This is a genomic window from Janthinobacterium sp. PAMC25594 (assembly GCF_019443505.1).
In the GTDB taxonomy this organism is placed as follows: domain Bacteria; phylum Pseudomonadota; class Gammaproteobacteria; order Burkholderiales; family Burkholderiaceae_D; genus Janthinobacterium.
On record NZ_CP080377.1, the window covers coordinates 5,515,532 to 5,529,229 of the forward strand.

General features: G+C 61.2%; 10 protein-coding genes. 4 read left to right on the forward strand and 6 right to left on the reverse strand.

The genetic code is table 11. The annotated features are described in order from the left end of the window. Positions 1–16 precede the first annotated feature (16 nt). From KY494_RS24795 to bamC, 3 genes are all read left to right on the forward strand, one after another. On the forward strand, positions 17–589 hold the full coding sequence (locus tag KY494_RS24795) for a bifunctional 2-polyprenyl-6-hydroxyphenol methylase/3-demethylubiquinol 3-O-methyltransferase UbiG (protein ID WP_219888561.1): 573 nt from the start codon (positions 17–19) through the stop codon (positions 587–589). An 84-nt stretch (positions 590–673) separates the two neighbouring features. Next, positions 674–1,552: a 4-hydroxy-tetrahydrodipicolinate synthase gene (gene dapA, locus KY494_RS24800; RefSeq protein WP_219136847.1), complete on the forward strand. Its 879-nt coding sequence runs from the start codon at positions 674–676 to the stop codon at positions 1,550–1,552. Positions 1,553–1,632: 80 nt separating this feature from the next. After that, positions 1,633–2,826: an outer membrane protein assembly factor BamC gene (gene bamC, locus KY494_RS24805; RefSeq protein ID WP_219888562.1), complete on the forward strand. Its 1,194-nt coding sequence runs from the start codon at positions 1,633–1,635 to the stop codon at positions 2,824–2,826. A gap of 170 nt (positions 2,827–2,996) precedes the next feature. Here the strand turns inward: bamC and KY494_RS24810 are convergent, their stop codons facing one another. Both KY494_RS24810 and KY494_RS24815 read right to left on the reverse strand, forming a co-directional pair. Further along, entirely contained in the window at positions 2,997–3,257 is a 261-nt protein-coding gene (locus tag KY494_RS24810; RefSeq protein ID WP_219888563.1) for a hypothetical protein, read from the reverse strand. 354 nt (positions 3,258–3,611) lie between these two features. Then, a complete protein-coding gene (locus KY494_RS24815; protein WP_219136844.1) occupies positions 3,612–4,733 on the reverse strand; it encodes a cupin domain-containing protein in 1,122 nt (373 codons plus the stop codon). A gap of 93 nt (positions 4,734–4,826) precedes the next feature. Between KY494_RS24815 and KY494_RS24820 the strand changes: the two genes are divergently transcribed. Beyond that, positions 4,827–5,372, forward strand: coding sequence for a peptidylprolyl isomerase (locus KY494_RS24820; RefSeq protein ID WP_219888564.1), 546 nt, complete (start codon positions 4,827–4,829; stop codon positions 5,370–5,372). 54 nt (positions 5,373–5,426) lie between these two features. Here KY494_RS24820 and KY494_RS24825 read toward each other — a convergent pair whose 3' ends face one another. From KY494_RS24825 to KY494_RS24840, 4 genes are all read right to left on the reverse strand, one after another. Continuing rightward, the gene (locus KY494_RS24825; RefSeq protein WP_219888565.1) at positions 5,427–6,470 is read right to left on the reverse strand and encodes a hypothetical protein; all 1,044 of its coding nucleotides are present in this window, start codon (positions 6,468–6,470) and stop codon (positions 5,427–5,429) included. After that, positions 6,467–9,157: a DNA mismatch repair protein MutS gene (gene mutS / locus KY494_RS24830; RefSeq protein WP_219888566.1), complete on the reverse strand. Its 2,691-nt coding sequence runs from the start codon at positions 9,155–9,157 to the stop codon at positions 6,467–6,469. The genes KY494_RS24825 and mutS overlap by 4 nt, the downstream gene beginning before the upstream one ends. Positions 9,158–9,551: 394 nt before the next feature. Then, a complete protein-coding gene (locus KY494_RS24835) occupies positions 9,552–11,687 on the reverse strand; it encodes a peptidase domain-containing ABC transporter (protein WP_219888567.1) in 2,136 nt (711 codons plus the stop codon). A gap of 27 nt (positions 11,688–11,714) precedes the next feature. Beyond that, complete coding sequence (locus KY494_RS24840) at positions 11,715–13,019, reverse strand: HlyD family secretion protein (RefSeq protein ID WP_258194424.1); 1,305 nt, start codon at positions 13,017–13,019, stop codon at positions 11,715–11,717. Between the last annotated feature and the right edge of the window lie 679 nt (positions 13,020–13,698).

The following is a 13,698-nucleotide window of genomic DNA, read 5'->3' on the forward strand; positions in this document are numbered from 1 at the left end:
ACTGATGGAAGTACCGATGCAAGTAACTGAACCAACAATAGAAACTGAAGCGATTTCGGGCTGGCTGCGCCGCTGGGCGCCCCTGATTCCGGGCGGCGAAGTGCTGGACCTGGCCTGTGGCACCGGCCGCCATGCGCGCCACCTGGTCAGCCTGGGCCACCCCGTGATCGCGCTCGACCACGATCCGGAAATGCTGGAAAAGGCGGCCGGCACGGGCATCACCACCTCGCTGGTGGACCTGGAAGCGCCGGGCGCCGGATGGCCCTTCGCCCCCGGCCGCTTTGCCGGCATCGTCGTCACCAATTATCTGCACCGGCCTTTGCTCGAAGCGATGGTGGCCAGCCTGGCGCCCGATGGCGTGCTGCTGTATGAAACGTTTGCCGAGGGTAACGAGCAGTTCGGCAAGCCGTCGAATCCGAAATTCCTCCTGAAGGAAGGCGAAATGCTGACCTGGGCGGTGCGGCACGGTTTGCGTGTGGTAGCGTACGAGGATGGGCGCGTAGAACAGCCAAAAGCTGCTCTGGTGCAACGAATTTGTGCCGTCAGGCCGGATTTTCCACGGTTGGCAGCCTTGCTGCCGACGTTTTGAGCGGCCATACTATGTCAGAATGCACCACAGGCGCGGGCTATCCGCTACAATCGTTGTTTTATTTATCGGCGCTATAAACTTACTATGATCAAGGGCAGCATTGTAGCAATCGTCACCCCGATGCACGCTGACGGCAGTCTGGACTTTCCAGGTCTGCGCAAGCTGATCGACTGGCATATCGCCGAGGGTACGGACAGCATCGTCATCGTTGGCACGACGGGCGAATCGGCAACAGTCAGCGTGGAAGAACACTGCGAACTGATCAAGTTGACCGTCGAACATGCCAAGGGACGCATTCCCATCATCGCCGGTGCCGGAGGCAACTCCACGGCCGAGGCCATCAAACTGACTCGCTATGCGAAAGAAGCGGGCGCCGATGCTGTCTTGCAAGTGGTGCCGTACTACAACCGTCCTACCCAGGAAGGCATGTACCAGCACTTCAAGGCCATCGCCGAAGCCGTCGACATTCCCGTCATCCTGTACAACGTGCCTGGCCGCACCGTTGCCGACATGAGCAACGAAACCATCGTGCGCCTGTCCGCCATCCCGAATATTGTTGGTGTGAAAGATGCGACCGGCAACATCGGCCGCGGTATCGACCTGCTGCGCCTGGTGCCAGCCGACTTCGCCGTGTACTCGGGCGATGATCCGACGGCCATGGCGCTGATGTTCTGCGGCGGCCACGGTAACATCTCCGTGACGGCCAACGTGGCGCCGCGCGCCATGCACGAACTGTGCGTCGCAGCCATGGCGGGCGAGCGCGCCACGGCGATCGCCATCAATAACAAAGTTTTCCCCCTGCACCAGAAATTGTTTGTCGAGCCCAACCCGGTGCCCGTCAAATGGGCGCTGGCCGAAATGGGCATGATGCCAGCTGGCATACGCTTGCCGCTGGTGCCCCTGGCTGAAAATTGCCATGCCACCGTGCGCGAGGCCTTGCGCGACGCTGGCATCCTGTCTTAAGCCGAACTTCAAGCCCGGGCTTGACCAGTCCGGACCTTCCCTGATTCCAGCTGCTACTTAGCTTCTTATCCAGTTACGACATGACTAATTGCAAGAAAACCAAACCGGCGCCTGCCACCATCGCCGTTCGCGGCATCGTCATCGGCGCCGTCGCAGCCAGCCTCGCGGGCTGCGGCATGATCAGTTCGGTAGTCGGCGGCGACAAGGTCGACTACAAGTCGGTCAAGAAAGCCGGCACCCTGGACGTGCCGCCTGACCTGACGCAATTGCAGCAGGACAACCGCTACTCGCTGCCGGATGCGAAAAACGGCGTGGCCACGGCTTCCGGCTACAATGCGCAGCGCAACGCCACGGCAGGTGCGCCTGTCGTCGTGGGCGCCGACGGCGTGGTGGGCGTCGTGCCTGTCACGGCCGGTGGCGTGAAGGTCGAGCGCGCGGGCAACCAGCGCTGGCTGGTCGTCAAGCAGTCGCCTGAAGTGCTGTGGCCGCAACTCAAGCAGTTCTGGGAAGATTCCGGCTTTACCGTCGCCATCGACCAGCCGACGGCTGGCATCATGGAAACCGAGTGGAACGAAAACCGCGCCAAGGTGCCGCAAGACTTTATCCGCAATACCATCGGCAAGGCCTTCGACTCGCTGTACTCGACCGGTGAAAAAGACAAGTTCCGCACCCGCGTGGAGCGCCTGGCCGACGGTTCGACCGAGATCTACATCAGCCACCGTGGCGTGGAAGAGGTCGTCACTGGCCGCGACAAGGAAACCACCACCTGGACCGCGCGTCCCAACGATCCGGGCCTGGAAGCGCAATTCCTGGCCAAGCTGATGACGCGCCTGGGCGCGGCCAGCGACGATGCGCAAGCGAAGACGGCCGTCGACGCCGCCATCGTGCAGCCGCTGCACGCCAAGCTGGTCGGCGACGCCGCCACGCCGGCGCGCGCCATCGAAGTCGATGAAGGCTTCGACCGCGCCTGGCGCCGTGTCGGCCTGGCGCTGGACCGCGTTGGCTTCACCGTGGAAGACCGCGACCGCACGCAAGGCACGTATTTCGTGCGTTACGTCGATCCGGATGTGGTCAAGAAAGATGGTTTCTTCTCGAAACTGTTCAGCTGGGGCTCGTCGTCCGACAAGGACAAGGAAGCGCAGCGTTACCGCGTCCTGGTCAAGGCCGGCAATGGCTCGACCAGCCTGGTCAGCGTCCTCGGCAACGAAGGCCAGCCCGCTGTCTCGCCAGTGGCCGAGAAGATCCTGGGTCTGCTGAACGATCAGTTGAAATAAACGCCACATTCGCGGCAGGCATCAGCACCTGCCGTGCATTAAAAAGGCTGGCCCGGGAAACCGGGCCAGCCTTTTTAATTGCCGGCGTCCGGCGTTATATCCTGCGGATAAAACGCCGGACGCAAAAAAGCCGGCCCGAGGGCCGGCTTTCTCTAGTGCAGGGTGCTAAATTACTTAGCAGCCGATGCAGCAGCCGAAGCAGCCGAAGCAGCGTCGGAAGCGGCCGAAGCGGCAGCCGAAGCAGCAGCAGCAGCGTCGGTAGCGGCCGAAGCAGCAGCGTCAGCGGCAGCAGCAGCTGGAGCAGCTTCAACTGCTGGTGCAGCAGCTGGGGTTTCAACAACTACTGCTGCTGGTGCAGGAGCTTCTTCTTTTTTGCTGCAAGCAGCCAGAGCAACAACCATCAGGGAGGCGATCAGCAGGGATTTTTTCATTTGTTTTCCTTAATTATTTCAAAAAATAAATCAATATTGTTGCGATGAATAATTACCGGTAATTATCGCTCGTTAGGTCGTCTTCGAAGGCTTTTCGTACCAGGTGGTGCCTGCCAGACAACGGAAACTTCCTAACCGAATATTATAGCGATTTTTGGTGCGTCGCAATAGGAGCAAGAGGCAAATTCGCAACTATTTTGTGATATCGCAATATTTGCCGAAGCAAATTGCAAGCAAGTGTAAGTGTTTTGCGAAAGCACGACAAAACGATATAAAAATAATATGTTTCATTGCGCTGGCGCAGAAGCTGCTATTTTACCTACTGTAATACCACTTTTGCTACACCGCCGTCATTCAAGCCAGTTCGATCCAGCCATCCTGATACCAGGTATATAAGGCATCCATCACGTCATCGGAAGCCTGGGCCACGGCGGCGCCGTCGAGCGCGCGTTCGTTGGCCAGGGTTTCCAGGGCCGTTTTATCGGCCTTGCCAATGGCAAACGATTCGCCATTGATAAAGACATTCTTGCCACGATACAGCATCAGCGTCTTGCGCGACAACACGACGCCTTTTTTCTGTGCGGCGTCCGCGAAACGGCCCACCGTCAGCGGCTTCGACAGCGGCGTGAAAAACACATTGTGCTTCGGTTCCGACAGGTGTTCGCCCAGGAAGATGGTCACGTCTTCTTCCGTGAAGCGTACCTTGTTGATTTCTTCCGTGATGGTGCTGAGCATTTCACGGGGGATTTCCGCCGGCTTGCCCGACGCTTTCAAGTCGGGGTCGCTGTAGATGCCCGGCAAGTCGATCGAGTCGGCCATGAATTGCAGGAAAGCTTCGCCCAGTTCCTGGAACGTGGGTGAGCGGAAGCCGATCGAATACGTCTGGCAGTCGCCGATGGCCACGCCGTCGTGCGCGTAGTGGGGCGGCAGGTACAGCATGTCGCCCGGTTCCAGCGTGAATTCTTCGTCGGGCGTGAAGTTGCTGAGGATTTTCAGCGGCAAGCCGTCGATCAGGCTCAGGTCCTTCTGCGCGCCGATGCGCCAGTGGCGCTTGCCCTGGCCTTGCAGCAGGAACACGTCGTAGGAATCGAAATGCGGGCCCACGCCGCCGCCATCGGTGGCGAAGCTGACCATCAGGTCGTCCAGGCGCGCGTCCGGCAGGAAACGGAACTGGCGCAGCAGGGCGTCGGCCTTGGCGCTGTGCAGGTTGGCGCCCTGCACCAGCAGGGTCCATTCCTTCTGTTTCAGCGAGGGCAGGCTGGTCAACGGACCTTGCTGCATGTTCCAGTGGCCATCCGCATGGCTGACCAGGCGCGATTCGACGTGGTCGAGGGTAGCCAGCTCGGCCAGGGCCTTGATATCGAACAGGGCCTTGAAGCCAGGCACGGCTTGACGGATCAACAAGGGCTTTTTATGCCAGTAGTCGCGCAGGAATTGCGCCGGCGTGATATCGCCGAGGAGAGTTAATTTTTTCATGCGCCCATTATAACAACCGGAAATGCAGGAATGCGCCTGCCGTTGGCGGCGTGAAGGTATAATTTGCCAGCTTATACAATGAAAGGAAGCATAATGAAGATTGCCAAAAATACGGTCGTGACTGTCAACTACAAACTGTCAGACGCGCAAGACAATCTGATCGAAGACGGCCGTCAGCCGATGGTCTACCTGCACGGTGATTATGAAAACACCCTGCCGAAGATCGAAGAAGAACTCGATGGCAAGGAAGTTGGCTATGCCAACACGATCCAGATCGAACCGGATGATGCTTTCGGTGAGTACGATCCAGCCCTGGTCAAGGTCGAGCCGCGCAATCGCCTGCCTGAGCCGCTGGAAGTGGGCATGCAGTTCGAAGGCATGCCGGAAAGCGATTCGCCGGACGAAGAAGCGATGATCTTCACGGTGACCGATATCGCCGACGACAAAGTCGTGCTGGACGGCAACCATCCACTGGCCGGCATCGCGCTGCGCTTCTCGCTGACCGTCGCTGACGTACGCGAAGCCACCGACGAAGAAATCGCCCATGGCCACGTGCATGGCGTACACGGCCATGACCATGGCGATGAGGATGATGAAGGCGACGAGGGCGATCACTTCCGCACTCATCCAATTCATTAATACCGCTTGTTTCAGGCCGGCTAGATGCCGGCCTGTTCATTTGTGCCGCCACTACTAACGGCGTACGGTCGAGGTTTTGGCCCTCGCTTGCGCCGACGGCCGCGTGGCGCGTTGACGTACCTCAAAGAATGGCGTTTTGCCGGGCCGCACGGCGATGGCGGACCAGTCGTTGTCGATGCTGACGTGGCCCAGGTTGCCTTTCCAGCTGATTGTCGGCCCGCCAGCCCTGGCCGCGGCCTTTTTACTCTTGCCCTCCTTGCCATCCGCATCGCCAGCGCGCTGCGTATCGACCAATAACACCTTGCCGCTGAATTTCTTCGCCAGGGTACGGATCTGCTTGCGCGGTCCGGCAAAACCGTCCTGTTTCGAACTGAAGCTGGGCAGCAGCGAATTGTCGTCTTCGTCCAGTACGCCCACATCGCCATCGGAAAACAGCACGATGCCGTCGAGTTTCTTGCGCTGTGCCATGGCGAACAGGCGCTGCAGCCAGGAGCGGTTGGCCACCAGGCGGTCTTCGAATTCGCTGTTGCGTCCCGCTTCTGGCAGGAAATGGTTGTTATTCGCGGGCAGGTTGACGGTGGCAAACAGCACGCCGCCGTATTCCCAGTGGGCGTTTTCTGCATAGCTGCGGAACTTCGCCGTCGATGACAGCCGCGACAGGGTCAGCTTGCGCTGGCCCAGGCTCTGGTCGTCGGCAAAATACACGTCGCGCAAGCGGTTCAGGCGTTCGATGGCGTTGACCCTGCCGCGCGAATTGCGGCAGTTGGCCCAGTCGCTGGCCGACAGCGAGACGATCAGCGGCGGCCCGCTGGCGTCCAGCACCTCCTTGCGCTGGCTGTACAGCTTGTCGCTGCAGGACTCGCTGGCGGCCTTGATGCCGGTGGCCACCACGAACGAGGCATTGAAGGCGCTCGTTTCCGCGATGGCTTTTTTCAGGGGGCCATCGTCCGGCCCCGCGTTGAAGGAATGGCCCAGCACGGCAAACTCGAAGCCGGCCTGGTCGCTTGGGGCGGCCAGCGCCGCTTGCCATGGCAGGCTGGCGACCAGCAAGCCGGCAGCCAGCAGGCGTAAGCCAGCGATGCCGCGCCGTATGGTCATGCGGCGGCCAGCCGTTTCAACTGATACAACTGCTCCAGCGCGTCGCGCGGCGTGAGCGCATCGGGATCGAGGTCGGCGATGGCGTCGAGCAAGGCTTGCTGCGCTTCGTTCAGCGCGGCCAGCGGCGCCGCTTCCTCTTCTTCCTCTTGCGCATACGGATCGGCGGAGGGCAGCGCGAACAGGTCGCGCTGCGGCGTGGCGTCCAGCGCTTGCGCTTCCAGGCGCGCCAGGTGCTTGCGCGCCGCCTTGATCACCGGCTGCGGCACGCCGGCCAGTTGTGCCACCTGCAAGCCGTAGCTTTGCGAGGCGGGACCGGCTTGCACGGCGTGCAGGAAGACGATGCTGTCCTTGTGTTCGACGGCGGACAAATGCACGTTGGCGGCGCTCGGGTGGCTGTCCGGCAGTTGCGTCAGCTCAAAATAATGCGTGGCAAACAGGGTAAAGCTGCGGCTGCTGTCGATCAGATGGCGCGCGATGGCCCACGCCAGGGCCAGGCCGTCGAAGGTCGAGGTGCCGCGGCCCACTTCATCCATCAGCACCAGCGAGTGTTCGGTGGCGCCGTTCAGGATGGCGGCCGATTCCGTCATTTCCACCATGAAGGTCGAGCGTCCGCCCGCCAGGTCGTCGGTGGCGCCGATGCGCGTGAAGATGCGGTCGATGGGGCCGATGGTGGCGGACGCGGCCGGCACGTAGCTGCCCACGTAGGCCAGCAGGGTAATCAGGGCTACCTGGCGCATGAAGGTCGATTTACCGCCCATGTTCGGACCGGTAATCAGCAGCAGCCGGCGCTCGTTGACGAGGCGGCAATCGTTGGCGATGAAGCGTTCGATCTGCTTTTCCACCACGGGGTGGCGGCCTTCGACGATGTTGATGCACGGCTCGTCGACCAGTTGCGGCGCGGCCCAGTTGTGCTGCTGCGCGTGTTCCGTCAGCGCATTCAGGGTGTCGAGCTGGGCCAGGCCCTGCGAAATGGTCTGCAAAGTCCCAATGTGCGGCGCCAGCTCGGCCAGCAGCAGGTCGTACAGCAGCTTTTCGCGCACCAGGGCCTTGTCTTGCGCCGACAGGGCCTTGTCTTCGAACACTTTGAGTTCGGGCGTGATGTAGCGTTCGGCGTTTTTCAGGGTCTGGCGGCGGCGGTAGTCGTCCGGCACCTTGTCCGTCTGGCCATGCGTGACTTCAATATAGAAACCGTGCACCTTGTTGTATTCGACGCGCAGGTTGGCGATGCCCGTGCGGGCGCGTTCGCGCGTTTCCAGGTCGAGCAGGAACTGGCCCGCGTTTTCCGACAGCGCGCGCAGTTCATCGAGTTCGGCGTCGAAGCCGGTGGCGAACACGCCGCCGTCACGCACCATGGCAGCCGGTTCCTGCGCCACGGCGCGCACCAGCAAGTCCAGGCAGGCGGTTGGCGTGGCGAGGGCCGCGTGGATGGCGGCCAGCAAACCGCTTTCGCCGCCCTGGCCAGGGCCATAACAACGCACGACGTCGCCGCGCAGGGCCGGCAGTTGCAGCAAGCCGTCGCGCAGGGCGGCCAGGTCGCGCGGACGCGCCGACAGCAGCGCGATGCGCGTGGTGATGCGTTCGATGTCGGGCACTTGCGTCAGGGTGGCGGCCAAGGGCGCCGCCGCTTCGCTTTGCGCCAGTGCGGCGATGGCTTCATGGCGCGCGCGCGCCACGTTCTGGTCGCGCCGCGCATGGTGCAGCCAGTGGCGCAGCATGCGCGAGCCCATGGCCGTGCGGCAATGATCCAGCAAAGAGAACAAGGTCGGCGACTCCTGGCCGCGGATGGTTTCCGTCAGTTCCAGGTTGCGCCGCGTGGCCGCGTCCAGTCCGATGAATTCGCTTTCCGTTTCCGTCGTCAAAGAGCGCACGTGCTGCAAGCCCCGTCCCTGCGTCGATTGCGCATAGCGCAGCAGCGCGCCGGCCGCGCCGAACGCGGCGCCGAGGCCATCGGCGCCAAAGCCCGTCAAGGTCGCCACGCCCAATTGGTCGAGCAGGGCCTTGTGGCCGCCCACCACGTCGAAATGCCAGTCCGGCACGCGGTTGATGTGCGTGCCCGCGTAGTCGTCGAACAGGTTGCCATTGTCGCCGCTCAATATTTCGGCCGGCACGATGCGTTCGAGTTCCTGCTGCAGGCGCGCCGCCACGGTGCTGCTGTCGCCGGAAAACTCCATCAGTTTCAGCGCGCCGCTGGCCAGCGACAGCCAGGCCAGGCCCGTGGTGACCGTCTTGCGCTGCGTGATGCTGCACATGGCCAGCAGCGGACGCTCGGCCTTTTCTGGCAGCAAATCCGCATCCGTCAGGGTGCCCGGCGTGACCACGCGCATGACTTTGCGCTCGACGGGACCCTTGCTGGTGGCCGGATCGCCGATCTGTTCGCAAATGGCCACCGACTCGCCCAGCTTGACCAGCTTGGCCAGATAGCCATCGAGCGAATGAAACGGCACGCCGCACATCTTGATGGGGTTGCCGCTGGCAACGCCGCGCGCCGTCAGGGTAATGCCCAGCAGGCGCGAGGCTTTTTCCGCATCCTCGAAAAACAGCTCGTAGAAATCGCCCATGCGATAAAACACCAACATCGTCGGGTGGTTTTCCTTGATGCCTAAATATTGCTGCATCATGGGCGTAAGCTTTTCAGCGGAATTTTTTTTTGCCGCGGCGGCGTTGATTTCTTTTGGGACGGTGGTCATGTGTTCTTTGTCGTTGGTCCGGCGGCAGGGAAACGCATGCCTGCCGGGCTGTGGGTGGTGCTGTGTGCGTGCCAGGCCGCACCCGTGGGCGAGGCTTGGGTTCAAGGCCGTCATTTTACCGCTTTCGGCAGGCGGGGCGGCGTATTGCGTGCGGATGTGAAAAAGCCGCGCCGGTGGAGGGGGCGCGGCTTCGGGTGCTGACTATGCGCTGTTGAACGCTGGAGGGTTAGTCGACGCCCAGCGTACCGCCCACGGAGCTTTCTGGCAGCAGTCCGCCAGAGACTACTTCGATTTCATTGCCGTCTAATTCTTGCATAGCTGTCACCTCACGAATAAGGCTTGCGAAATTGCAAACCTAATCCATCGTAAAACAATTCTTGCCGCATGCCAAGCTTTAAGCGGCCACTTGCGTTTCCTGCATCAAATCCTCCACGATTTTCCCCTGCTGCAGCACCACCACCCGTTGCGCCATGGCGATGGTTTCCGGGCGGTGCGCGACGATCACGCGCGTGAGCTGGATTTTCTGGATCGCCGCGTTCACGGCCTGTTCGTTGCGCGTGTCCAAGTGGCTGGTCGCTTCGTCGAGCACCAGCAGTTTCGGGTTTTTATACAGGGCGCGCGCCAGCAGGATGCGCTGTTTCTGGCCGCCGGACAGGCCGCTGCCGATGTCGCCCACCAGGGTATTGAAAGCCATCGGCATGGCGGCGATTTCCGCATGCACGGCCGCCAGATGCGCGCAGGCTTGCACTTGCTGATAATTGGGGGAGGGGGCAAAGAAGCTGATGTTGTCGGCGATCGAGCCGGCAAACAAGGTGTCTTCCTGCATGACCGTGCCCAGCAATTGCCGGTAGTTCGTCAAACCCAGGCTGCCCAGCTGGATGCCGCCGATGAGGATTTCACCTTCCGTCGGTTCCAGCAAGCCCAAGAGCAATTTCATGAGGGTCGTCTTGCCACAGCCGGACGGGCCGGTGATGGCGATGCACTGCCCGGCGGGAATGCTCAGATTGAGGCCACTCAATACATAGGGTTCGCTGTCGGCGTAGCGGAAAGCCAGATTGCGGATTTCGATCGATGGAGAGATATCGTCCATGTCGACCTCGACGTCGTTGCCATCTACTTCCGCGTCCGTCAGGACAATGTCGGCCACGCGCTCGCCATGCAGGCGCAGCATGCGCAGTTCAAATAATTTGTCGACCAGGCTGGCCATGCGCTGGCTGAACTGGTCCTTGTAGCTGATGAAGGCGAACAGCATGCCCACCGAAAAGCGGTTGTCCAGCACGGCCAGCGCCGCCATCCAGATGACGATCACCCGTTCGGCGCTGAACAACAAAGTATTGGCCGTCTGGTAGGAAACAGACAGCTTGGCGATGCGCAGGTCGGCATTGAACTGGTCGGCCAATGCGTTGGTCCAGCTGGCCCGGCGCTCGTCGTTGCGCCCGAACAGGCGGATGCTCTGGATGCCGCGCACGGACTCCAGGAAATGCGTCTGCTGCCGGGCCGCATGGATGATCTGTTCGGCCGTCGCCTCGCGCATGGCCTTGAACAGGGCCCAGCGCAGCAAGACGTACAGCAGCACGGCGATGCAGGCCACGCCCGCCAGCAGGGGGCTGTAGAACAGCATCATGCCCAAAGTGGCCAGCACCAGCACGCCATCGATGGCGCCTTCGACGAATTGCGTCGTCAGGCTGCGCTGCATGGTCTGGATGGAATTGAAACGCGAGACGATGTCGCCCGTGTGGCGTTTCTCGAAGTACGGCAGCGGCAACTTCAGCAAGTGAGCGAAGGCATTGCCCAGCCATTGCAAGTTCAGATTCGTGGCCAGCACCGTGGTGATCCAGGAACGCACGGCGCCGATGGCCGTCTGCACCAGCACCAGCAGCAAGAAGCCGCAGCCGAGCACGGTGATCAGGTCGCGGTCGGCCGCCAGCAGCGCTTCATCGACCAGCCATTGCATGTAGAACGGCGCCACCAGCGCGCATACCTGCAGGGCCAGGCCCAGCACCAGCAATTGCAGCAAGCCGCGTTTCAGCCCCACCACGCGCCCCATCAGCGACAGCAGCGAAAACTGCTGCTTTTCCTCGGCCTTTTTGAACTCGGCGGTGGGTGTCAGTTCCAGCGCCACGCCTGTAAAGTGTTTCGCCACTTCCGCCAGCGCCAGGCGGCGCTCGCCCACGGCCGGGTCGTGGATCACCGCATGGCTGCCGGAGACGGACTTGAGCACGACAAAATGGTTCAAATCCCAATGCAGGATGGCGGGCAGCTTCAGCTCGGGCAGATGCTGCATGTCGAGTTTCAACGGCCGCGTATGCAGGGCCAGCCCTTGCGCCATCGCCATCAGGCCTTTCAGGGTTACACCCTTCAGAGAAACCGAGAAACGCCGGCGCATGCTGGAAATATCGGTCTGGTGGCCCCAGTAGCTGGCCACCATCGATAAACAGGCCAGGCCGCATTCGGCCGCTTCCGTTTGCAGCAGGACGGGCAGGCGCTGGCTGCGCCAGAAGGACAGGTGGGCAAGATCAGGAAGGTGCATGAGTATTGTGGACAATCAATATGGGGCTTACAGGCGCCCGGAAATGCTGAACAGCGGTTCGAGCACCCATTCATACAGGCGGCGCTGTTCCAGCAGCACGCTGGCGTCAACCAGCATGCCTGACTTCAGGGGCAGGGTTTCGCCATACGCCTGCACGCTCTGGCGCTGCAAGGTCAGCCGGATGCGGTACAAGGGTTCGCCATTCGTGCCGCTGACGGCGCCCGGCACCGCCAGCTCTTCGGGCCGCAGCGAGGTGCTGGCCACTTCGCGCACCAGCGCCGGATACTGGCCGAATTTCTGGTACGGATATGCCTGGTAGCGCAGCAGCACCGTCATACCCGGCTTGATGAAGCCAACCGAGCGCGACGGCGCGTAGATTTCCGCTTCCAGCTGGGCGCCTTGCGGCAGCACGGAGGCAAGCACGCTGTTGGCCGCCACGGTTTGCCCCAGTTCGGTGGTGATGGCCGTGACCATGCCGTCCTGCGCCGCGCGCACCAGGATTTCGCGGCGCGCCTCGTTTTCCGTCAGGTCCTGTTCGATAGCAGAGACATTGCGCTGCAAGCCTTCCGTGTCGCGCTGCGCCTGCACCTGCAGGTCGCGCACGTCGGCTTGCGTGGTGGCCAGGTCGCGCTGGCTGGCCGACTTGATGCGCTGCAATTCGGCCAGGCGCTGGTGCTGGTCCAGCAGCTCGGCCTGTTTATCCTGCAGTTGTGCCGATGAGATGTAATGGGTGGCGTGCAGGTCGCCGTAGCGCTGGTAGGATTGGTCCGCCAGGGTAATGCGGCGCTGCTGCAGCGCGATCTGGTCGTCCATGCGGCCGATTTCCGCCACCAGGTCGCTGGCGCGGCGCTGGCCCGCCGCCATGCGCTGGCGCGATTGCAGGCGCGACTGCTGCAATTCCGCGTCATAGCTGTCGCGCCGGCTTTTCAACAAGTCTGAAACGACTTGCTGGGGCGCACCCGCATTGGCGCTGCTGCGCTCGCCCGACAGCACGAACAGTACCTCGCCCGCGCGCACCGTCTGCCCTTCCTTGACGCGCACCCCGGCGATGACGCCCGCCTGGCCCGGCATGATGCGGATCACGCCGCTGGTCGGCAGCAGCACGCCCTGCGATTGCGCCTTGCGCGTGGTGCTGAAGAAGATGAAGAAAGCGACGATGGCCAGCGCGATGCCCAGGAACAGGCAGGTCAGGAACAGATGGCTGACGGGCCGCGCCAGCAATACCGTGCCGTACTGCTTGTTGCCCAGATGCTCGATGGCTTGCTGGCGAAACAGGGGCTGGACGGGCGGGGCGGGGCTGGTGGTGGCGGGAACGCTGGGTTGATCACGCAAGATGATGGACTTTTCAGGGAATGAAGGGGACACTAAGGAAGGGGGCGTATTCGCAGGCTGGCTGTTTGTCTGTGAACTGATCAGTGGAGCCGCATCAACGCATCCTGTTGCGGCTCCGGATTGTCAGCGCGGAACACTGTTGATGTTTTGTGTCTTACCAGTCAGTATTGCTGCCAACGGAGCTTTCAGGCAACAGTCCACCTGCAACTTCGTCGATTTCGTTCGTGCTTAATTCTTGCATGGTCTATTCCTTAATAAGATAACAAAATTTACGTTTTTGAAGCAAAAACATCGTAAAGCAATTGTTAAAAAAAGCATAGATTTATTGTGGCAGGCACAGGTGCAAGAGAGGCCTTCCAAGCGCTGGTGCCGTAGATCGCCATGACTGCCAGATAAAAAAAGAGCCACGCCGGTGAATGCAGGGGCGGCTCTGGATTGGGGCGTAGCTTGCAGCAGCAAGGTGCTGCCTTGCTGGTATTAATTTACAAGCTGGTGTCTCCGCCGACCGAGCTTTCAGGCATGTTTCCACCGGATACTACTTCGATTTCGTGTGTGTTTAATTCTTGCATGTCTGTTACTCCATTTTTATAGGTGGATTTGCGAAATTAAATTTATCACAAGACGGTTTTCTTGCGATACCAAGATGAGGCAGAAAGACCTCCGTCTTTCTTTGCCTCTA